General features: G+C 69.0%; 23 protein-coding genes. 12 read left to right on the top strand and 11 right to left on the bottom strand.

What is annotated here, in order from left to right:
* Window positions 1-30: 30 nt before the first annotated feature.
* The 3 genes from LBN7_RS13540 to LBN7_RS13530 are packed head-to-tail and all read right to left on the bottom strand — an operon-like array spanning window position 31 to window position 3,345.
* A complete protein-coding gene (locus LBN7_RS13540) occupies window positions 31-1,308 on the bottom strand; it encodes an MFS transporter (RefSeq protein ID WP_341947608.1) in 1,278 nt (425 codons plus the stop codon).
* Between the two features lie 25 nt (window positions 1,309-1,333).
* Window positions 1,334-2,326 carry an alpha/beta hydrolase gene (locus tag LBN7_RS13535; protein WP_341947607.1) on the bottom strand — a complete coding sequence of 331 codons (993 nt, stop codon included), beginning with the start codon at window positions 2,324-2,326 and terminating at the stop codon, window positions 1,334-1,336.
* Complete coding sequence (locus tag LBN7_RS13530; RefSeq protein ID WP_341947606.1) at window positions 2,323-3,345, bottom strand: alpha/beta hydrolase; 1,023 nt, start codon at window positions 3,343-3,345, stop codon at window positions 2,323-2,325. Before LBN7_RS13530 ends, LBN7_RS13535 begins: the two co-directional genes overlap by 4 nt.
* Window positions 3,346-3,428: 83 nt before the next feature.
* On the opposite strand from LBN7_RS13530, the gene LBN7_RS13525 reads away from it, so the two are divergent.
* The 11 genes from LBN7_RS13525 (at window position 3,429) to LBN7_RS13475 (ending at window position 15,493) form a co-directional block, all read left to right on the top strand.
* A complete protein-coding gene (locus LBN7_RS13525; protein WP_407359940.1) occupies window positions 3,429-3,713 on the top strand; it encodes a LacI family DNA-binding transcriptional regulator in 285 nt (94 codons plus the stop codon).
* The gene (locus tag LBN7_RS13520) at window positions 3,677-4,417 is read left to right on the top strand and encodes a LacI family DNA-binding transcriptional regulator (RefSeq protein ID WP_407359939.1); all 741 of its coding nucleotides are present in this window, start codon (window positions 3,677-3,679) and stop codon (window positions 4,415-4,417) included. The genes LBN7_RS13525 and LBN7_RS13520 overlap by 37 nt, the downstream gene beginning before the upstream one ends.
* A gap of 172 nt (window positions 4,418-4,589) precedes the next feature.
* Window positions 4,590-5,630 carry a substrate-binding domain-containing protein gene (locus LBN7_RS13515; protein WP_407359938.1) on the top strand — a complete coding sequence of 347 codons (1,041 nt, stop codon included), beginning with the start codon at window positions 4,590-4,592 and terminating at the stop codon, window positions 5,628-5,630.
* Between the two features lie 52 nt (window positions 5,631-5,682).
* Window positions 5,683-7,200: a sugar ABC transporter ATP-binding protein gene (locus LBN7_RS13510; RefSeq protein WP_407359937.1), complete on the top strand. Its 1,518-nt coding sequence runs from the start codon at window positions 5,683-5,685 to the stop codon at window positions 7,198-7,200.
* 20 nt (window positions 7,201-7,220) lie between these two features.
* Window positions 7,221-8,222 (top strand): ABC transporter permease, encoded by a 1,002-nt coding sequence (locus LBN7_RS13505; protein ID WP_407359936.1) that lies wholly within the window; start codon window positions 7,221-7,223, stop codon window positions 8,220-8,222.
* A gap of 4 nt (window positions 8,223-8,226) precedes the next feature.
* On the top strand, window positions 8,227-9,204 hold the full coding sequence (locus LBN7_RS13500) for a sugar-binding transcriptional regulator (protein ID WP_407359935.1): 978 nt from the start codon (window positions 8,227-8,229) through the stop codon (window positions 9,202-9,204).
* A complete protein-coding gene (locus tag LBN7_RS13495; protein ID WP_407359934.1) occupies window positions 9,201-10,193 on the top strand; it encodes an aldo/keto reductase in 993 nt (330 codons plus the stop codon). The genes LBN7_RS13500 and LBN7_RS13495 overlap by 4 nt, the downstream gene beginning before the upstream one ends.
* Window positions 10,190-11,917 (top strand): glycerol-3-phosphate dehydrogenase/oxidase, encoded by a 1,728-nt coding sequence (locus LBN7_RS13490; RefSeq protein WP_407359933.1) that lies wholly within the window; start codon window positions 10,190-10,192, stop codon window positions 11,915-11,917. The genes LBN7_RS13495 and LBN7_RS13490 overlap by 4 nt, the downstream gene beginning before the upstream one ends.
* A gap of 14 nt (window positions 11,918-11,931) precedes the next feature.
* On the top strand, window positions 11,932-12,750 hold the full coding sequence (locus LBN7_RS13485; protein ID WP_407359932.1) for a class I fructose-bisphosphate aldolase: 819 nt from the start codon (window positions 11,932-11,934) through the stop codon (window positions 12,748-12,750).
* On the top strand, window positions 12,740-14,272 hold the full coding sequence (locus LBN7_RS13480; protein WP_407359931.1) for an FGGY-family carbohydrate kinase: 1,533 nt from the start codon (window positions 12,740-12,742) through the stop codon (window positions 14,270-14,272). The genes LBN7_RS13485 and LBN7_RS13480 overlap by 11 nt, the downstream gene beginning before the upstream one ends.
* Before the next feature lie 48 nt (window positions 14,273-14,320).
* Window positions 14,321-15,493, top strand: a complete 1,173-nt coding sequence (locus tag LBN7_RS13475) for an iron-containing alcohol dehydrogenase (protein WP_407359930.1) — start codon at window positions 14,321-14,323, stop codon at window positions 15,491-15,493.
* 24 nt (window positions 15,494-15,517) lie between these two features.
* Here the strand turns inward: LBN7_RS13475 and LBN7_RS13470 are convergent, their stop codons facing one another.
* The 7 genes from LBN7_RS13470 to LBN7_RS13440 are packed head-to-tail and all read right to left on the bottom strand — an operon-like array spanning window position 15,518 to window position 19,467.
* Complete coding sequence (locus LBN7_RS13470) at window positions 15,518-15,658, bottom strand: hypothetical protein (RefSeq protein ID WP_282216059.1); 141 nt, start codon at window positions 15,656-15,658, stop codon at window positions 15,518-15,520.
* Window positions 15,659-15,706: 48 nt separating this feature from the next.
* On the bottom strand, window positions 15,707-16,075 hold the full coding sequence (locus LBN7_RS13465) for a hypothetical protein (protein WP_407359929.1): 369 nt from the start codon (window positions 16,073-16,075) through the stop codon (window positions 15,707-15,709).
* A gap of 50 nt (window positions 16,076-16,125) precedes the next feature.
* Window positions 16,126-16,935: a DUF1206 domain-containing protein gene (locus tag LBN7_RS13460; protein ID WP_407359928.1), complete on the bottom strand. Its 810-nt coding sequence runs from the start codon at window positions 16,933-16,935 to the stop codon at window positions 16,126-16,128.
* On the bottom strand, window positions 16,922-17,614 hold the full coding sequence (locus LBN7_RS13455) for a phosphatase PAP2 family protein (RefSeq protein WP_407359927.1): 693 nt from the start codon (window positions 17,612-17,614) through the stop codon (window positions 16,922-16,924). The genes LBN7_RS13460 and LBN7_RS13455 overlap by 14 nt, the downstream gene beginning before the upstream one ends.
* A 9-nt stretch (window positions 17,615-17,623) precedes the next feature.
* Entirely contained in the window at window positions 17,624-18,073 is a 450-nt protein-coding gene (locus tag LBN7_RS13450; protein ID WP_407359926.1) for a hypothetical protein, read from the bottom strand.
* Window positions 18,070-19,203: a serine/threonine-protein kinase gene (locus LBN7_RS13445; protein ID WP_407359925.1), complete on the bottom strand. Its 1,134-nt coding sequence runs from the start codon at window positions 19,201-19,203 to the stop codon at window positions 18,070-18,072. Before LBN7_RS13445 ends, LBN7_RS13450 begins: the two co-directional genes overlap by 4 nt.
* Before the next feature lie 3 nt (window positions 19,204-19,206).
* The gene (locus LBN7_RS13440; RefSeq protein WP_116635507.1) at window positions 19,207-19,467 is read right to left on the bottom strand and encodes a DUF6458 family protein; all 261 of its coding nucleotides are present in this window, start codon (window positions 19,465-19,467) and stop codon (window positions 19,207-19,209) included.
* A gap of 115 nt (window positions 19,468-19,582) precedes the next feature.
* Here LBN7_RS13440 and LBN7_RS13435 point away from each other — a divergent pair, with 115 nt between their 5' ends.
* The gene (locus tag LBN7_RS13435) at window positions 19,583-20,245 is read left to right on the top strand and encodes an ArsR family transcriptional regulator (protein ID WP_341947598.1); all 663 of its coding nucleotides are present in this window, start codon (window positions 19,583-19,585) and stop codon (window positions 20,243-20,245) included.
* A gap of 29 nt (window positions 20,246-20,274) precedes the next feature.
* Here the strand turns inward: LBN7_RS13435 and LBN7_RS13430 are convergent, their stop codons facing one another.
* Window positions 20,275-21,084: a M55 family metallopeptidase gene (locus LBN7_RS13430; RefSeq protein ID WP_341947596.1), complete on the bottom strand. Its 810-nt coding sequence runs from the start codon at window positions 21,082-21,084 to the stop codon at window positions 20,275-20,277.
* Window positions 21,085-21,167: the final 83 nt, after the last annotated feature.

Raw genomic sequence — 21,167 nt, 5'->3', positions numbered from 1 at the left:
CCGGATCGGCGGGCCCGCGGCTCTCGACTCCTACTTGACGCTCCTGATCGGCAGCACCGACAGCCCGCCGAGCACGCCGAACACGATCGCGGCGATGAAGAGGGCCGCGTAGTTCTCCCCCGACCCGCCGATCGCCAGCAGGGGGATCGCGAGCACCGGGACCAGCACCTGCGGCACCTGGAACGACAGCGAGACGATGCCGAGGTCTTTGCCCGCCTCATCGAAGGTCGGCAGCACCTCGGTCATCATCGCGATGTCGACCGAGACGAACGCGCCCTGCGCCCCGCCGACGAGAGCCATCGCGATCAGGAAGGTCGTGAGATCCGGAGACAGTGCGGCGATGATGAGCCCCCCGGCGGACAGCAGCGCCGACACCCAGACGATCGCCTTGCGCCGGCCCGTCCGGTCGGAGATCCAGCCGAACACGACGGTGGTGAGGATGCTGGTGAGCGTGAAGGCGATGAGCACCGTGGCGAAGACGCCGGATGCCTGCTCCTTCGGCACGCCGAGCCGATCGATGATGAAGAACAGCAGATAGGTCGACACCGTGAGGATCGACATCGTCACGAACAGGCGGCAGGCCCAGGCCCAGAAGAAGTCGCGGTACCGCAGCGGGTTGAGCCAGTAGGTCGACACCACGTCCGCCCAGCTCCAGGGCGCCGGCTTCTCGGTGCGCACGATGTCGTGCAGGCGGAAGAAGAGGAGCACGCTGAAGATCGCGCCGATCGCGCCGGGCACGAGGAACCACGTCCACTGCTGCTCGTTGGGCAGCCCCGCGATCAGCAGCGACCCGAAGATCAGGGCGATCGCGTTGGCGGCACTGGCGGCGGCGGAGACCCGCGCGCGGATGCTCATCCGGATCTGGTCCGCGAGCAGCGCGTGCACCGCGGCGTTCGTCGCCCCGAACCCGGTCTGCACGATCGCCCAGCCGACGATGACCTGCCAGAGCTCGGTCGAGAACGCGAGGAGGACGACGCCGACCATGCCGCCCAGGGCTCCGCCGAGGATCCACGGGCGGCGCTTGCCGAGCCGCGACATCGTGCGGTCGCTGAGTCGGCCGAACAGGGGCGTGATGACGATCACCACGACACCGCCGACCGCGGCGACGATCGACAGGTTCACCCCCTTGGTCGCGTCGTCCAGGAAGGCGAACACCTTCGGTATCGACGCGCCCATGAGCGTGCTGAGCACCAGACTCAGTCCGAACCATGCGGCGACGAAGGTGAACAGGAAGCCGCGCGGCTGCGTCGATCCGGGAACGGCATCGGGGCCGAGGGCGCCGATCGGGTCGAGTGTGGTCTGGGACATCATCGTCTCCTCGAGGGTGGGTCGTTCAGCCGGCGGACCGGACGGGAATGGTGCCATAGGCGGATGCGAGGTGGCGGGCGTGCAGCTCCTGCCACGCGCGCGCGCCGTCGAATGCGGCAGTGAGACCGGGTGTGCCGTGCAGGTGGCCGGCGCCGATGTGGAGCTCGACGGGCACGCCGGCCTCCTGCAGACGCTCGGCGTAGAGGACGCCGGAGTCGCGCAACGGGTCGTGCTCGCCGGCCATGACGAGGGTCGACGGGAGACCCCGCAGATCGTCCGCATCGAGCGGCGAGATGCGTGCGTCGGCGGGGCCGTCGGGCCCGGTGTACATGCCGACGATCTGCTCGAGCTGATCGAGGCCGAACCCGATCGCATAGTCCTCCGCCGATCGCCCCACCCGGTGCATCGCGAGCGGCGGCACCTCCAGGTCGACGTGCACGAGGCGGACACCGCCCAGATCGCGCAGACGCAGAGCCGTGCTCGCCGCGATCGCCGCGCCGGCGGAGTTGCCGCCGACGCCGAGGCGCTCGGGGTCGACGGCGAACCTCTGCGGGTCGGCGGCGAGCGCGTCGAGCGCGGCGACGGCGTCGAGCACAGGGGCGGGATACGGATGCTCGGGGGCGAGCCGGTATTCGAGGGAGAGGAGCTGCACGCCGCTCTCGAGGGCGCGGCGCGCGCAGAGCCGGTCGTTGAGGATCTCGTCGATCGTGCCGGCGTAGAAGCCGCCGCCGTGCAGCCAGAGCTGCGTGGGCGCGGCATCCGGCACGGCATCCGGGCGATAGCGTCGCATCCGCAGCGGCCCGGCGGGACCCGCGATCTCGACGTCGTCGATCGAGACGCCCTCGGGGATCGGGAGGGTGAAGTCGACGGCGAGCAGGTCGGACAGCACTCGCGCCGCCGCGCGCTGCACCGTCGGGTCGGGGCTGTCGATGCCGGGGATCCCGGGCGAGAGCTCTTCGAGGCGGGCGATCCACCGCCGGATGCCGGCGTCGAGATCGATGTCCGTGAGCGTGGTCATGATGCCGCCTTCCGCGCAGAGTGCGCCGGTTCGTCGTGGAGCGTCCGCAGGGTGGCGACGATGTCGCGGTGAAGGTGGTCCGCCGCCGGCACGTGGCCGCGGTAGCTGCCCGAGCCGTGGTTCTGCCCGATGAGCCGCAGGCACGTCACGGGAACACCGGCCGCGCTCAGCGCGCGCGCATAGGCCTCGCCGTCGCCGCGGAGCGCATCGAGCTCCGCGGTGTAGATGACCGCGGGCGGCAGCCCCGCGAGCGACGGGGCGAGCAGGGGCGAGGCGTAGGGCTCGAGCCGCGTCGCCCTGCGTCGACCCAGGTACTGGTCGACGATCATGCCCGCCATCCGACGGAAGAACGGCTTGGGCACGATGGCGGACTGGTCCTCGAGGTCGAGGTGCTTCATGGTCATGTCGAGGAGCGGCATCTCGAGCAGCTGCAGGCGCACGGGCCGGTCGGCACGATCGCGGTTCATGAGCGCCGTCGCGGCGGCGAGATTGCCGCCGGCGGATGCTCCGCCGAGCGCCAGCTTCTCGGGATCGCCGCCGAGCTCGGCGGCATGGGCGGCCGCCCACTCGAACACCGACCAGCATTGCTCCGGCTGCGCGGGATACTTCACCTCCGGCGCATGCGAGTACTCGCCGGCGACCACGATGATCCCGGCGTCGCGGGCGCGCTCTCGGAACGCCGCATCCCACCAGACCCAGTCGATGCCGGCGATCTCGAACCCGCCGCCGAAGAAGTAGACGAGCACGGGGAGTCGGTCGGCGATCACGGGATCGGGTCGATCGGGCGTGGGCCAGTAGACGCGCAACCGGGCGTCGGGGTGGCCCGCGACGGGGACGGTGTGCTCCTCGGTCGCGACGTCGACGGGGCCGATGCCGAGCTCTCTCGTCATCACCACATCGAACGCCTCCGCGTCGCGGCGGCGGTCCTGCGCGGTCCTGCCGCGCGGCTTCTGCAGCGGGGCGAGCCGCGCCTCGACGGCGACGACGGACGAATCGAGCTGCGCTTTGGTGAACCTCATGCGACCCCTCCTTTGGTGTCAGGATCATTGTGGGCGCATCGAAGCACTTCGATGAAGTACTTTTTGACGAGGAGGGGAATCGGATGCCGGACGCGAGCAAGGTCACGATCTACACGGTCGCCGAGCGGGCGGGGGTGAGCATCTCCACGGTCTCCCTCGTCATCAACGCACCCCATCGGGTCAGCGAGCAGACCCGCGCCAGGTCATCGCCGCCGCCGGCGCCCTCGGCTACCGCGCGGGCCCGGCGGGCGGACGCTCGGCAGGCGGCACGCGGATCGCCGTCGCCGCGCCGTTCAGCACCTACTCCACGTACTTCCGTCGCTTCTCCGGGATGCTCGTGCGGGCGCGCGAGACCGCGATCGAGCTGACCGCCCACGACCTCGAGTCCGCAGCCAGCGTCGACGCCCCGCTGCTGGATGCGCTGCCCGTGCGCCGCGGGATCGAGGGGCTCATCGTGATGGGCGTGCCGCTCGGCAGCGCGGCGATGCGCGCGAGCCGCGAAGCCGCGCTCCCCCTGGTGCTCATCGACGTGCGCCGCGCCCGTCCCGTCGGCGACGATGCGCCGGTCGTGCTGCTCGACGACGAGGCCGGCGGACGCATGGTGGGCGAGCACCTGCGCGAGCGCGGACACCGTCGCGTGATCTACCTCGGGGAGCCTCAGCTCTCACAGGACTACATCTCCGCCGGGATGCTGCGCATGCAGGGACTCGCGGAGTACGTGACGATCGAGCAGGTCCGCTCCCCCCTCGACACCGACCCGACGCCCGCCCTGCTGCGCGCCCTCTCGGGACCGGATGCGCCGACGGCGGTCATGGCGAACCACGACGAGCTGGCTTCGCGGGCATGGCGCGGGTTGAGGCAGAGCGGCCTGTCGGTGCCGGACGACGTCGCGATCGTCGGCTTCGACGACGGTCCGCTCGCCGACGGACTCGGCCTCACGACGGTGCGTCAGCCGTTCGAGGAGTCGGGCCGCGTCGCGCTCGACCTGCTGCTCGGCATCGCGGCGGGCAACGCCGGCCCCGTGCGCCGGGTCGACCTCACGCCCTCGCTGGTCGTGCGGGCGAGCACGTAAGCGCGCCGCCGCCACGACATCCACCCCGGCGGTCGGAGGACCGACCGATCCCTGTCGTGCCGCGGATCTGCAAGAAATTTCAGTGACCGAAATCTATTGCATCGGTTCGCCGAACCTGTCACCATCAATCAGTCGTCCTCTGCAGTACCCATCCACACAGTTAGGGCAATCAATGAAGATCTCCCGCGTTACCGCCGCCGTCGCGGCAGCACTCGCCATCGTGGCCATCACCGGCTGCACCGCGGCATCCGACAAGTCCTCGACGTCGACCGAATCCCAGGGGTTCCAGTGCGCCGAGGGCGAGACCTACGTGATGAACGTCATGGTCTCCTCCCACCAGTACTGGGTTCCCGTCTACCAGGGGTTCAAACAGGCCGCCGAGGCGATGGGGTGCGAGACCGTGTTCTCCGGAACCCCCGACTACGACATCAGCAAGCAGATCGCTTCCTTCGAGCAGGATCTGGTCGAGAAGCCGGCAGGCGTGCTCCTCCACCCCATGCAGGCGGATCCGTTCATCGAGCCGATCAACGCCGCCATCGACGACGGCATCGAGGTCGTGACCTTCGCCGCCGACTCCCCCGAGTCGAACCGCACCTCGTACGTCACCTCCGACAACCGTGCGGAAGCAGCATTCGCCGCCGAGGAGATCGTCAAGGTCGTCGGCGAGAAGGGCGAGTACGCCGTCCTCGAGAACCCCGGTCAGAGCAACCACGACCTGCGCGTGACGGCGTTCATCGAGTACATGGAGAACAAGTACCCGGACATGAAGCTCGTCGGCCGCCAGGCGACGAACCAGGACAGCACCAAGGCCTACCAGGCCACCGCCTCGATCCTGCAGGCGAACCCCGAGCTCGACGCGATGTGGATCCCGGAGGCCGGCTCCGCCGAGGGCGCCGCCGCCGCCATCACCGAGGCGAACGCCGACGTGCTGATCCTGCACGCCGACATCACCCCGACCACCCTCGACCTCATCAAGGACGGAACGATCCACCTGTCGGTGAACCCGAACCAGGGCATCCAGGGCTTCATGGGATTCATGACCCTCTTCATGGCGGCGCACCCCGACCTGATCGATCCGTTCAACGATTACAAGGAGTCCGACTACAACCCCGCTCAGGTCCCGTTCGTCGACAACGGCTTCTCCGTGATCACCAAGGACAACGCCGACTCGTTCGACCTCGAGAAGTACATGGAAGGCCGCAGCACCGAATAGCCCCGGTGCCGGACCTCCCCCTTGTCCTCGAGCTCGATCAATGGAGACGACCTTGGAACACACGACAATCCTCGACATCAAGAACGTCAGCAAGTCGTTCGGTTCGATCCATGCACTGAGATCCGTCGACTTCACCCTCCGCAAGGGGGAGGTCCACGCCATCGCCGGCGAGAACGGCGCAGGCAAGTCCACCCTGATGAACGTCATCGACGGGATCGTGCGGCCCGACAGCGGCACGATCCTGCTCGATGGACAGCCCGTGGAGATCACCTCGCCGGCGGTGGCGCAGAAGCTGGGGATCGGCTTCGTCCACCAGGAGATCGAGCTGTGCCCCGATGTGACCGTCGCCGAGAACATGTTCATGGCGGCCACCAACGCCAGCCGCTCCTGGCTGATGGATCCCGAATCCCTCGAGCGCAGGGCCGGCGAGATCCTCCGTCAGCTCGGCAACATCGATCCACGAGCGCTGGTCCGAGACCTGTCGATCTCGAACCAACAGCTCGTCGAGATCGCCAAGGCGCTCACGCTCGACTGCCGGGTGCTCATCCTCGACGAGCCCACGGCCGCACTCACCGAGATCGAGGCGCAGACGCTGTTCCGCATCATGCGGGAGCTCTCCGCCCGCGGCATCTCGATCATCTACATCTCCCACCGCATGGTCGAGATCTTCGAGAACTGCGACCGGGTCTCGGTGTTCCGAGACGGGCAGCACATCATGACCAGTGCCGTCTCCGAGACGACTCCGTCGGATCTGGTCCGGTCGATGGTGGGTCGCACCCTCGACAACCAGTACCCGGAGAAGCAGCGGGACGACGAGCGCTCCACCGACGTCATCCTGTCGGTGCGGCACCTGACCGACGATCCCCGGTTCGCCGACATCACCTTCGACGTGCGACGCGGCGAGATCCTCGGACTCGGCGGCCTCATCGGCGCCGGTCGCAGCGAGATCGCGAAGGGCATCTGCCGGCTGGAAGGCGACGCGACGGGCGAGATCGCCCTGAACGGCGAGCCTCTCCGCCTTAAGCACTATCAGGACTGCATCGCCCACGGCATCGTCTATCTGTCGGAGGACCGCAAGGCCGAGGGGGTGTTCCTCGACATGTCGATCGCCGAGAACACCTCGGCCATGTCGCTGCGAGAGGTCTCCCGCTTCGGTCTGATCGGGAAGCGCCGTGAGGACAGCCTCGCCGCCCGCGTCGGCCGCGGGCTCCGCCTCAAATACGGCCAGCTCGACGACGCCGTCTCGACGCTGTCCGGCGGCAACCAGCAGAAGGTCGCCCTCGCGAAGCTGCTCGCCGTGAACCCGAAGGTCATCTTCCTCGACGAACCCACCCGCGGCGTCGACGTCGGCGCCAAGGCGGAGATACACGCCATCCTGCGCGATCTCGCCCGGAAGGGGATCGGCATCGTGGTCATCTCCTCGGAGATGCCGGAGCTGATCGGGGTCTCGGACCGGGTGATCGTCATCCGGGAAGGCGAGATCAGCGGCGAGGTCGCCGGCGACGACATGACGGAAGAGAACATCTTGAGCTTGGCCTCGATGGCCGAACGGAAGCAGGAGCTGGTGTGATGACGCAACAACAGACTTTGATGACCGCCCCGCCGCTGCCGGCGGAGCCCCAAGCCCGACCCGATCTGAAGCATCTCCTCTCCCGCTTCCTCCGGATGCGCGAGACCGGGCTGATCCTGATCCTGCTCGTCCTGGTCGTGGCGATGTCGTTCGCCTCGCCGCACTTCCTGACGCTCGCCAACATCGAGGCGATGGCCATGGTGTTCGCCGTCGAGGGCATCGTCGTCGTCGGCATGACGATCCTCCTCATCTCCGGCGGCATCGATCTGTCGGTCGGGTCGGTCACGGCGCTGTCGATGGTGCTGGCCGGCTGGCTCTACCTTCAGGGCATCGATCCGTGGCTGGCCTCCGGCATCGCCATCCTCGCGAGCATCGCCACCGGCGCGGTGATGGGCGTCCTCGTGACGAAGGTCGGGCTGAACCACTTCGTGGTCACCCTCGCCGTGATGGTCATCGCCCGCGGCGTCTGCCTCCTCCTCACCGGCGGCCGGCCGCTCGGGCTGTACTCCCTGCCCAGCGAGTTCAAGTTCATCGGGCAGGGCTCCCTCGGGCCGATCCCGCTCGTCATCGTGATCTTCCTGGTCGTCGTCATCGCCTTCGACTTCATGCTCCGGCGGACGACCGCGTTCCGGAAGGTGTTCTACACCGGGAGCAACGAGAAGGCAGCCGCGTACTCGGGAATCCGCACCAAGCACGCCATCTTCTTCACGACCGTGCTGTGCTCGGCTCTCGCCGGCGTCGCCGGCATCATCTATATGGCACGGTTCGGATCCGCGCAGCCGACCTTCGGGATCGGAATGGAGCTCAACGTCATCGCGGCCGCCGTCATCGGCGGCGCCAGCCTCAAGGGCGGGTCGGGAACCATCTTCGGTGCGACCCTCGGGGCGATCCTGCTCTCGGTGGTGTCGAGCTCGCTGACTCTCCTCGACGTCTCCGTGTACTGGCAGGACATCGTGCGCGGCAGCATCCTGCTCGTGGCGCTGCTCGTGGACCACTACCTGTCCCGCCGACGGACGGTGTGACGCCATGGTCTTCGAGAACAGGGAAGATCTCGCGACGATCCGCAAGATCCACACCGTCGTCACGCTCCACTTCGTCGAGGGCATGACGCAGTCCGAGATCGCCGCTCGCCTCGATCTGTCCGCGTCGAAGGTGAATCGCCTCATCCGGCGAGGGCGTGAGCTCGGCATGGTCAAGATCACGATCGATGCGGGGCCGTTCCAGCGGCTCGTCGATCTGGAGGGCGAGCTCGTCCGGACGACCGAGCTCCGCACGGCGGTGGTGACCCCCACCGTGGAGGGGAATCCGGACACGAACCTGCAGGTCGTCGGTCGCGCCGCGGCCAACGAGCTGCTGGAGACGATCCGCGACGGAGACGTGATCGCGATCACCGGAGGAAAGGCAGTGAGCGCCGTGGTCGACGGCCTCACCCCCGACCGAGCCTTCGACGTGACCGTCGTCCCGCTCACCGGTGGCGTGCAGGGCAAGTACTACACCGACGTCAACCACCTCGCCACGCAGCTCGCCGACCGACTCGGCGGCCGGGCCGTGCTGCTGCACGCCCCGCTGTTCGCGGAGAGCCGCGAACAGCGCGACACCCTCATGGAGGTCGGCTCGATCAAGCAGGTGTTCGATCTGGCCCGACGCGCGAACGTCGCGATGGTCGGCATCGGCTCCGTGGTGACCGAGGGATCGAGCTACTACGACCTCGCCCCGCTGTCGGAGTCGGATCGCGAGATGCTGCGGGCCGGCGACGCCGGCGGAGAGCTCCTCGCCCACATCATCCGGGACGACGGATCGCTCGCAGACTCCCCGCTGAACTCGCGCCTCCTGGCCCTCAGCCCGTCCGAGCTCACCGAGAGCCCGACCACGATCGGCGTCGCCGTCGGGCCGGAGAAGGTACGCCCCATCCGTGCCGCGCTGGCCGGCGGCTTCATCCGTTCCCTCATCGTCGATGAGCAGACGGCGGCGTCGGTGGTCGCACCGGCAGAAGGAGAGAAATGACGGAGATGCGCACTCGCACGCTCGGCGGTTCGTCGATCGAAGCCTCTGCGGTCGGCCTGGGCACCTGGGCCATCGGCGGATGGATGTGGGGTGGAACCGATGAGTCGGAGTCGATCGCCGCGATCCGATCCTCGATCGACGAAGGAGTCTCTCTGATCGACACGGCCCCGGCCTACGGGCAAGGACGCGCGGAGGAGATCGTCGGGGCGGCGATCCGCGGACGCCGGGACGACGTCGTGCTCGCGACGAAGTGCGGCCTGGTGCAGCACACGGAGAAGGGCACGCCCTTCTTCGACTACGACGGCGAACCCGTGCACCGGTATCTCGGCCGCGAGTCGATCATCCGGGAGGTCGAGCAGAGCCTGCAGCGCCTCGGAACCGACCACATCGATCTGTACATCACGCATTGGCAGGATCCGACGACCCCGATCGAGGAGACCGTCGACGCACTCGTGCAGCTGCGTGAGCAGGGCAAGATCCGCGCCATCGGAGCGAGCAACGTGTCGGAGAGCGATCTGCGCTCGTATGCGGCGACCGGCGCGCTCGACGCCATCCAGGAGGAGTACTCGATGATCGCCCGCGGGATCGAGACGACCCTGCTGCCGATCGCCCGGGAGGCCGACGTCTCGACGCTGAGCTACTCCTCGCTGGCGCTCGGCCTCCTGTCCGGGAGCATGGGTCCCGATCGCACCTTCTCGGGTGACGATCAGCGCAGGGACAATCCCCGCTTCTCCCTGGCGAACCGCGAGAAGGTCGCCCGACTGATGCAGGCCATCGAACCCGTGTCCGACGCGCATGCGGCGACGAAGGCGCAGATCGTGATCGCCTGGACGCTCGATCAGCCGGGCATCACGTACTCGCTCTGCGGCGCGAGGAATCCGCAGCAGGCGCGGGAGAACGCCGCCGCCGGACGCATCCGGCTCTCGGACGACGACCGCACACTGATCGACGCCGCCGTGGCCCAGCACGTGAGCGATCTCGACGCATGAACGCCCCCAGGAGCGCCAGGTTCGACGCCATCCGCGCGGACGGCTCGTTCGATGCGATCGTCGTCGGCGGCGGGATCAACGGCGTCGGAGTGTTCCGGGAGCTGTCCCTGCAAGGGCTTCGGGTCCTGCTCGTGGAGCGCGTGGACTTCTGTTCCGGCTGCAGCGCCGCACCCTCGCGGATGATCCACGGCGGACTCCGGTACCTGGAGAACGGCGAGTTCGGCCTCGTCCGCGAATCTCTGCGGGAGCGGGACGCACTCCTGCGCAACGCGCCGCACATGGTCCGCCCGCTCGCCACGGTGGTGCCGATCACGTCGGTGTTCTCCGGCCTGTTCAACGCGGCGGCGAGCTTCTTCCGGCTCTCCACACGGCCGGCGCGGCGCGGCGCGGTCCCGCTGCGGATCGGACTGAGCATCTACGACTGGGTCACCCGCTCGCGCAGGGCGCTGCCGCGACACCGTTTCCTCGGCGCTCGCGCCGCATTCCAGAAGTGGCCGAAGCTCACCTCCCGCATGAGATTCGCCGCCGTGTTCTACGACGCCTGGATCAGCTACCCGGAGCGCCTCGGCGTCGAGATCGTGGTCGACACCGCGATGATGGCCCCGGATTCCGTCGCGCTCAACTACGCCGAGATCGCCGGAGACGGGTCGGGCTTCGTCATCACGGACAGCGAGACGGGTACGCGATACCCGGTGACGACGAAGACCGTCGTGAACGCCACCGGTGCGTGGCTGGACGAGTCCCTCGCGACGCTGGTCCCCGCCGACAGCCGCCCCGATCAGCTGGTCGAGGGCACGAAGGGCTCGCACCTCGTTCTCGACAATCCGGAGCTGTACGACGCTCTCGACGGACACATGGTCTACTTCGACAACTCCGACGGCCGGATCTGCATCGCGTTCGGATACCTGGGCCGGGTTCTCGCCGGCTCCACCGACATCAAGGTCGAGCGAGCGGAGCGCGTGCGGTGCGAGGATGACGAGCGCGACTACATCCTCGAATCCCTGCGGGCCGTCTTCCCGACGGTGGCGGTCTCGGCAGACCAGATCGTGTACTCCTTCAGCGGCATCCGCCCTCTGCTCAAGAGCGCGCACGACTTCACCGGTCGGATCACCCGCGGGCACGACGTGAAGCGGATCGACGGCGACGTTCCCCAGTACTGCATGATCGGCGGGAAGTGGACGACGTTCCGCGCCTTCGCCCAGGACACCGCCGATGAGGTGCTGGCGGAGCTCGGGCGCGAGCGCACGACGTCCACCGTGGAGCTCGGGATCGGCGGGGGACGGGACTTCGTCGACTCGTCGGCCATCGCGACCGACCTGATCTCGACGTGGGGAGTGTCGGACGCTCGCGCAGCGCACCTCGTCGACGCCTACGGCACTCGGGCATCCGCCGTGATGGAGTTCTGCGCCGGGCGCGACGACGACCAGCCGGTCGGCGTCGGCGTGCAGCTGACGGCCGCCGAGATCGCGTTCATGGTGCAGCACGAGTACGCGACGCGACTCGGCGATCTGATCATGCGACGCACGGCCGTCGCGATCACCGGAGCGGTGGATGCCGGGCTGATCGAGACGATCGCCACGGTCGCGGCCGCGGAGCTGGGCTGGGATGACGAACGCCGTCTCGCGGAGATCGGCGAACTGGTGACGGACCTCGAGGAATACAACCGCGTCGATCGCGACGCACTCGACCGTCGGACGATGGAAAGGACAGTGGAATGCGCCTGAGCACCCTTGCGAGGATGAACCGTCTCTTCAGCGAAGGGGGCTGCCTCGACGTGGCCATCGATCACGGAGTCTGCAACGAACCCGGATTCCTGGTGGGACTCGAGGACATGCCGAGCGTCGTCGCGGCGCTGGTCGACGCGAAGCCCGATGCCGTCCAGATGGCCTACGGACAGGCCGACCTGCTGCAGGCCGTCCCCGGCAGGGACAAGCCCGCGCTCGTCATGCGCATCGACATGGGCAACCCCTACAACGCCCAGAAGCATCGGGTGATGTGGTCGATGCTGCAGAACCATGACGAGCCGATCATCGGGGCGCTGGAGATGGACGCGGCCTGCGTCGTCGTGAATCTCTTCATGCTGCCGGACGAGCCCGAGCTGTTCCGCCAGTGCGTCGAGAACATCAGCCGGGTGCGCGCCTCCTGCGCCAAGTACGGGATGCCGCTCATGATCGAGCCCCTGGTCATGCTGCCCAACGACGTCAGAGGCGGGTACCAGGTCGACGGCGACGCCGAGAAGATCGTGACACTCGTGCGGCTCGCCAGCGAGATGGGGGCCGACATCATCAAGGCCGACCCCACCGCCGATCCCGAGGACTTCCACCGCGTGGTCGAAGCGGCCCGCGTGCCGGTGCTGGTCCGGGGCGGCGGCAAGGAGGGGCTCGACTCGGTGCTGACGAAGTCCGCGGCTCTCATGGCGCAGGGCGCATCGGGACTCGTCTACGGCCGCAACATCTACCAGCACGACAATCCGAAGGCGGTCGTGGACGCGCTGATGGCGATCGTCCACCGGGGCGCCTCGGGACCCGAGGCATGGGAGATCTACAATGCCGGCTGACGGGACGCCGGCTGACGGGAAGCAGTACCTGCTCGGGATCGACGTCGGCAACACCGTCATCAAGGCCGTCCTGTTCGACCTCGATGGCGAGCGGATCTCGTCCTACGCGATCGACGGCCAATCGACCACTCCGGAACCCGGGCACGTGGAGCGGGATCTCGACGAGCTCTGGCGCAACGCGAAGGAGGCGCTGCGGCACTGCATCTCGGAGGCGGGCATCGACCCCGGCCAGATCATCGCCGCCGGATGCGCAGGACACGGCAACGGCCTGTACCTGCTGGACCGGGACGACCGGCCGCTCGTCGGGATCCAGTCGCTGGACACGCGGGCCGCCGGCGTCGCCGAGGAGCTGACCTCCGCCCACGGAGACGCCCTGCACGCCGCCACGCTGCAGGAGCCGTGGCCGTCGCAGACTCCGGTCCTGCTGTCGTGGATGCGGCGGCACCATCCGGACGTCGTCGACCGCGCGGGCACCCTCGTGATGTGCAAGGACTACATCACCTTCCAGCTGACCGGCCAGAAGGTGAGCGACATCTCCGACATGTCGGGCGCCGGTCTGCTGACGATGCCGGAGTGCCGCTACGACGACGAGCTGCTCGCGCTCTACGGGCTGGACGGCCTGGAGAGGCTGCTGCCCCGGCTGATCGATCCGACCGAGATCGCCGGGACCGTCACCGCCGAGGCGGCCGCGCAGACCGGTCTCGCGGAAGGCACTCCGGTCGTCGGCGGTCTCTTCGACGTGATCGCCAGCGCGCTGGGCGCCGGGGTCGTCGAGACCGGGGCGACATCGATCATCGCGGGGACGTGGTCGGTCAACCAGTATCTGGCCGAGGAGCCGGTGGTGGACCGCGACCTGCTCATGGTCGCGGCCTTCGGCCCTTCCCGGTTCATGATCATGGACAACAGCGCCACCTCGGCATCCCACCTCGAGTGGTACGTCCGCGAGTTCGTCGAGCGGGGCGGCCACCACGAGGATCCGTTCGGCTTCTGCCACCGGCGTCTCTCCGAGGTCGTGCCGCGGACCGACGATCCGTACTTCCACCCCTTCCTCTACGGATCGCCGCAGGGCGCCGAGCGCCGAGCGGGCTTCTACGGAGTGGCGGGATGGCACGGCGAGGGCCACCTGATCCGAGCCCTGTTCGAGGGCGTGGTCTTCGAGCACCGCCGCCATGTCGAACGATTGGAAGCGGCAGGTGCCCGCATCGACAGGGCCACGCTCTCCGGAGGCGGCTCGCGAAGCCCGGTATGGGCCCAGATGCTCGCCGACACTCTCGGCATCCCCATCTCCGTCGCCGCAGAGGAGGAGACCGGCGCGTTGGGAGCAGCGCTGACCGCCGGTGTCGCGGCGGGGGCGTTCTCCGACTACGGCGACGCCGCGGCGCACATGACTCGGATCCGCACGGTCTACGAACCCGACGCCGAGATGACCGCGCACTACGACCATCGTTACCGCGTGTCGCACGATCTCGCCACCGCACTCCAGGACTTCTGGAGTGCGCAGTACCGCGACTCTCAGCGCTGAGCGGCCGTGACAGGCGCCGCGGCACTCGACCCCAGGAAGAAGCCCTCCATGACATTCCACGTTGCCGTCCCCGGAGATCTCCGCATCGGCGGCGGCTCGCTCTCGCAGCTGCCCGATGTGCTGCGCCTGCGCGCCGCCGAGCGTCCCCTGATCGTCACCGACGCCTTCCTCACGGGCAACGGCACGGCGGCTCGCGTTCTCGCCCTGCTGGAAGACGCCGGCCTGCACGCCGCGCTCTTCTCCGGGGTCGTGCCCGACCCGACGACCTCCTCACTCGACGACGGGCTCGCCGCCGTGTCCTCCCACGGCGCCGACATCCTCATCGGTCTGGGCGGCGGCAGCCCGATCGACACCGCCAAGGCGCTCGCCGTGCTCGCGGTGCGCGGCGGCCGACTGCGCGAGCTCAAGGCTCCCGTCAGCTATGACGGACCGGCTCTGCCCGTGGTCGCGATCCCGACCACGGCCGGCACCGGTTCCGAGGCGACGCGGTTCACGGTGATCACCGACAGCGAGAGCGGGGAGAAGATGCTGTGCGCGGGGCCGTCGTACCTCCCGGTCGCCGGGATCGTCGACTTCGAGCTGACCATGAGCATGCCGGCGCGCCTGACCGCCGACACCGGAATCGATGCGCTGACCCACGCGGTGGAGGCCTACGTGAGCCGGCGCCGCAACTCGTTCTCGGATGCCGTGGCGCTGCGCGCGATCGCGATCATCGGCCGGAGCCTGCGCGCCGCCTGTCGCGACGGCTCGGACCGGGACGCGCGAGCCGAGATGATGGAGGCGGCCACGCTGGCCGGCATCGCGTTCTCGAACTCCAGCGTCGCGCTCGTGCACGGCATGAGCCGCCCGTTGGGCGCCCACTTCCACATCAGCCACGGCATGTCGAATGCGATGCTGTTCGCCGCGGTGACGGAGTTCTCGCTGAGCGCTGCGGATGATCGCTACGCGGACTGCGCGCGCGCCCTGGGTGTGGCGGATGACGGCATCGCGGATGCGGATGCCGCGGCGGCGCTGGTCGGCGAGCTGCGCTCTCTCGCCGTCGACCTCGCGGTGCCGACACCCGAGCAGTTCGGCGTCTCTCCGGATGACTGGACGGCGCTCATCCCGACCATGGCGGAGCAGGCTCTCGCCTCGGGCTCACCGGGGAACAACCCTCGTGTGCCCTCCGCCAGCGACATCGAAGGCCTGTATCGGCAGATCTTCCGCGGCGACGCGCGCTGACCCCCTCCGGCACGGCGGGCGCGGTCACACCGGTTCGGTGGCGCGGACCAGACCGCATTCGACGCACGACCACACGACGAGGAACCGCTCGTCGTCGAGGATCTCGAACGTCAGGGCGTCGCCGCAGGTAGGACAGACCCGAGGATCCACGGCACGCGCGCTCATGCATCCAGCGTATGACGGGCCCCGAGCGCCGGGGCGATGAGCACCGGGTCAGCCGCAGAAGGCCGACGCCGATTCCTTGAGCTGCTCGATCGCCTCGATGGTCTCGGGCGCCTGCACGTCGGTGACCTCGCCGAGCTGCTGGGCACCGGAGCGGATGAGATCGCCCAGCTGTCCGTCGACGTCGTCGGCGAGTCCGTCGAGTGTCGCGACGAGTTCGTCGCGCGCCGCATCGAGCTGCTCCTCCGTGGCACCGCCCTGGTCGATGACCGACTGGTACTGGCCGTAGGCGTCGTCGATGGTCGCGCAGGTCTCCTCGACAGGGACGCCGACGACGTCTCCGGCGAACTGGGTCACCTGCGAGCATCCCGCGAGAAGACCGGCGACGAGCAGAAGGGGGAGGACGACGAGACGGCGCATGCCCCGAGGGTAGCCGGGGCACCTGCGGACGCACTGAGTGGTGCCCTGCGTCACATCCTCGCGTACCGCGCCCGGGCGAAGCAGAACAGGCCGTAGAGGATGAGTCCGGCTCCGACGGTCCAGAGGATGACGACGCCGAAGGGAAGCCCTGCCAGCGCGTGGAGCGCGGCATCGAGTCCCCCGGCTGTCTCCGGATCGTGGGTGAGCGCGGCGACCACGAACAGGATGCCGGCCACTCCGACGGCGATGCCCTTCGCGATGTAGCCGACGATGCCGAAGCCGATGATTCCCTTTCGTGCCGGTCCCGCAGGCAGATCGAGGTGCTTCGTGAAGGCGCGGGTGATGCCGCGCACGACGAACGCCGCACCGACGGCGACGACGATCAGCCCGACCAGCACGAGCAGCACGACGCCCGCCGGTGCCGCCAGCAGACGGGCGCTGAGCGACTGCGAGGAGTCGGACGACTGCGACCGACCGCCCAACGCGTACACGAGCGCCGTCCCGGCGATCGCGACGTACGCGGCGGCGGTGCCGAGGAACTTGACCCGATGGCCCCACTTCTTCTTGGCGTCGGGATCGCGTTCGAGGACGGCCTCGGCGATCTGCCAGATCGCCAGCGCCACGAGTCCCAGCGCGATGACCCACAGCAGGACCATGCCTGCCGGGGCCTGCTGGATCTGCTGCATCGCCCCGCCCTGGTCCGCTTCGCCGCCGCCGCCGGTCGCGATCGAGATCGCGATGCCGCCGATCAGGAGATGGAGGATGCCGAGGACAACGTAGCCGACGCGGGCGAGGGTGCGGAAGACGGTGGAGTCCTGTGCGGCCCGAGCCGCTGAGGCGGCGGAATCAGTGGAGTTCATGGGGTCGAGGTCCTTCGATCGGTGGTGCGATGGAGCTCTCGGTTCGACGCAGGGCACGGCGGTCCCGTACCGCTTCGGCGGCGATCCAGACGAGCGAGGCCACGGCGACGCCCTCGAGCATGCCCGCGACGACGTCGCTGAGCCAATGGGCGTTGAGGTAGGTGCGACTCCACATCATCGTGAACACCCACCCGGCGCCGAGCAGCCAGACGTACCAGCGTCGGAGCGCGATGGCGAGGATCACCACCACGGTCGTCGCGACCGCCGTGTGGCCGGACGGGAACGACGTGGCCATGCGCTCCGCGAGAGAGTCGGCGGGCCGGGTGCGTCCGATGACGGCGGCCATCGTCGCGCCTACGGCGACGACCACGATCATCGCGGTCGCCAGGGTCGCGGCATCCGCCCTTCTCCGACGCCACACGAACAGCGCGATCAGGAGGGCTCCGACGACGATCATGCCGACTGTGCCGCCGACGATGGCCGGCACCCACGCGATGATCACGCCCACGTCGCTCCGCGACGCGGTCATCAGATCGTGCCAGCGGATGTCGACATCCAGGGGTTCGTGGCCGCCCGCCGCAACGAAGACGCGGAGCACGACGAAGGCGACGGTGGCCGAGACGCCCACGATGAGCGCGACGGCGCGATCTCTCGGCCGGGAGACGCGGTCAGGGTTCACGCGGCATCCTCAGTCATCGTCGTCCTTGCCGTTGTTCCCGTTGCCGTTGTCGTCGTTCTTCTTGCCGTTGTCGCTCTTGTTCTCGCTGTTGCCCTTGTCGCCCTTGTCGGTGTCCGTGGTGTCGTCGGTGGTGGTCTCCTCGGGTGAGGGCGTGACGGCGACATCCGCTTCGAGGTCCGAGCGCACCACGGCGATGGACTGCTGGATGATCGCCGCTCGCTCGGCGCTGATGTCCCCGTCCGCGCGGGCCTGCGTCGTCTCCGTCTCGAGGGCATCGAGGTCGAGCAGAGCCGTCGGGATGTCGCCGGCCTCGGCGCTCTCGGCGATCGCCAGCACGCGGGACTGCCACTCCGCACTCGTCTGCGTGTCGAGCCCCGACGCCGTGGCCGAGCACCCGGCGACCGCGAGGGCCGCGGCGATGACGGCGGCCGCGCAGCCGAGGCGAAGACGGCGGTTCACGGCGACACCGCGTCCATCAGCTGCTGCAGGTGTGCAGCGAGCGGCTCCTCGAGCGCGGGAAGCTCGGGCGGAGGGCCGGGCTGATCGCCTGCACCCCCGAGCGAGATCCCCGTGATCACCCCGGCGACGACGACCGCAGCCAGGGCCGCGCCGGCCAGCCACCGGCGTCGTCGTCGCGGCGCCCCGTCGGCGGTGTCCGGCGGAAGCGCCGCTGTCTCCGCCGTCAGCACAGCCGTGCGGGTCATCCCGGAATCGGGCGGAATAGCCACGGTGGCCGACGAGGCGACGGCGGCTCCGCCGCCCGCACGGAGGTTCCGCGCCGCGGCGACGACCTCCCGAGCGGTGGGTCGATCGGCAGGATCCCGTGCGGTCATGGCCGTGAACAGAGCACCCCACTCGTGGCCGACCTCGGACGGGATGACCGGATCCTGCGAGAGGCGTGCGAGCACGGCCTCTCGCAGGTCGTTCTGGGCGAACGCCCGTCGTCCCGTGAGCGCTTCGAGCAGCACGAGCCCGAGGGAGTAGACGTCCGTCGAGGCCCGCGGATCCGCCCCGGTGACCTGCTCCGGGCTCAGGTACGCGGCCGACCCGATGACCGTTCCGGGCGTCGTCAGCCGCGTGGCATCGACTAGATAGGCGATCCCGAAATCGGCGAGCTTGGCGGAGAACTCCTCCCCCGAGACCCCGGGCGAACGCAGCAGCACGTTGGCGGGCTTGACGTCACGATGCACGATGCCCGCCCGGTGCACGGCGTCGAGCGCGTCGGCGAGATCCTCGGCGAGCCGCGACACCGCGGCCTCCGGCAGAGGTCCCCGGCGGAGCCGCTCGTCGAGCGTGGGGCCCTCGACGTACTCCATCACCAGATATCGCGGGTCCTCCGTGCCCAGATGGGCGTCGTAGAGGGTCACGAGGGACGGGTGGTTGAGTGCGGCCAGCAGCTGCGACTCGGAGGCTGTCCTCGCGATCTCCGTGGTTCCCTCACGGAACACCTTCACGGCGACGTCACGGCGCAGCATGGTGTCGTGGCCGCGATAGACCACCCCCATCCCGCCCTCACCCAGTCGGGTTGCGAGCTCGTACCGATCACCGAGGAGACGGCCGGTCAGGTCACCGGAGCGAGGCGACGCCACGACTCAGACGACGGGGTCGGTGTCGCGGCGGCTCCGCCGGGTCACCTGCTCGCCGCTGACGGGGTCGACCGAGGTGCGTGCGACGGTCTCGGTGCGACGGCTCCGCATGGTCAGGACGAGGCTGATGAGGAACACCACGACGCCTGCACCCATGAGGATGTAGCCGATCAGGTCGAGGTCGACGAATCCGCCGGTGTCGATGTTGACCGCGAACGCGAGGATGATGCCGATGACGAAGAGCGCGATACCGCTTCCGATTCCCATGATTGCCATGCCTCTCTGCGACCGCACGTGCGATGCGCAGTACGAGAATAGGGTCAATGACCGTTGAGTCAACCCTCATGGACACAGCCTCGCGACCGTGGTATGGATGAAGGCGATGACCGATCTCGAACGCCGCGCCGGCATCTTCGCCGCACTCGCGGATCAGACGCGCCTGCGCATGGTCGATCTCCTCACTCTCGGCGACCTGTCATCGTCGGAGATCGGCGCGCAGCTCGGGCTCCGATCCAATCTCGTCGCCCACCACCTCGGCGTTCTCGAATCGGCCCAGATCATCGCGCGGGCGCGCTCGGAGTTCGATCAGCGGCGCAGCTACATCGGCCTGCGGCCCGAGGTCTTCGACACGCTCGCTCCGCCCAGCGTGCCGCCCCCGGACCGCGTCGTGTTCGTCTGCACGGCCAACTCCGCGCGATCGCAGCTCGCGGAAGTCGTCTGGCAGGACATGAGCGCCATCCCGGTCGCTTCCGCGGGCACCCGGCCGGCGGATGCGGTGAACCCCGGCGCCGTCGCCTCGGCCGAGAGGCATGGCCTGGCGATCGACGAGCGACGCCCTCCCCGCCACATCGACGATGTCCGCACCCCGGGCGACCTGGTCATCACTGTCTGCGACGACGCGCACGAGCGGCTCCTGACCCGCGACGACCTGCACTGGTCGATCCGCGACCCTGCTCGGATCGGGACGGCCGCCGCGTTCGACGCCGCGCTCGAGACCCTGCACCGACGCATCCGCGGGTTCGTCGCCCGCCTCGCCCCCGCCTGACGGCCGGGCGCGGCCCGCACCGCGGATCGTCAGCCCGCGGTCTCCCAGAGCAGCGCGCAGACGTCGAGCAGCTGCTGCGGGGACTCCGCGTCGAACGAGAGCTGCAGACGATCGATCTGCCGCATCCCCGGGATCAGCGCCCCGATCTCGGCGTGCAACGGGGTCTTCAGGTCGACGGTGAGCACGAGCCGGTCGGGCACCGCGGGCACCGGCATCCGCCCGGCGTTCTCGACCGCGGCGCGGGCCTCGGCGCGGATCGCCTCCCGTGCGCGGAGCGGATGCACCGAGTGCGCGGAGAACTGCCCGACCGCCTGCTTCACCTGGGCCGTGCGGATCCACGGGTACGCGGTGCGCGTGAGCCCGCAGATCTGGTCGTCGCCGGTGACCAGCCCCACCGGCACCCCGAGAGCCGCCGCCTGGAGAACGCCGAGATCGGTCTCCGACGCCGTCTCCCCGTTCACGCGGAATCGGGTGAACGCGAGAGACGACAGCGTGTGCGAGAACACCCCGGGGGAACCGGCCGGGGCATGGAATCCGACGAAGAGCGCGACATCGTGCTCGCGGGTCAGCCCCTGGATCATGCACTGCGCCTTGGGTCGTCCGTTGACGAGCTCGGCACGTTCGTCCAGCTGCTCCGGGAGCAGATTGTCCATCGTCCCGTGGGCGTCGTTCACCACGACCGACGTCGCGCCGGCGTCGAACGCGCCCGCGATGGCCGCATTGGCCTCCTCGGTCATGAGGCGCTGCGACGCGGCGTAATTGTGACCGCCGCGGTAAGCCTGATCCGGGGTGGAGACCCCGGCGACGCCCTCCATGTCGACAGAGACGAAGACTCTCATTCCACATCCTCTCGCGCAGCCCGCATGGGATCACTCTGATCGTCTGCGATCGGCGCCGCATCGGCGCTTCGGACAGGAACGAC

The sequence above is a fragment of the Microbacterium sp. LBN7 genome (assembly GCF_045690345.1).
Classification (GTDB): Bacteria; Actinomycetota; Actinomycetes; order Actinomycetales; family Microbacteriaceae; genus Microbacterium.
Note: the sequence above shows the minus strand (reverse complement) of the source record. Positions and strands in the feature narration are given on the sequence as shown.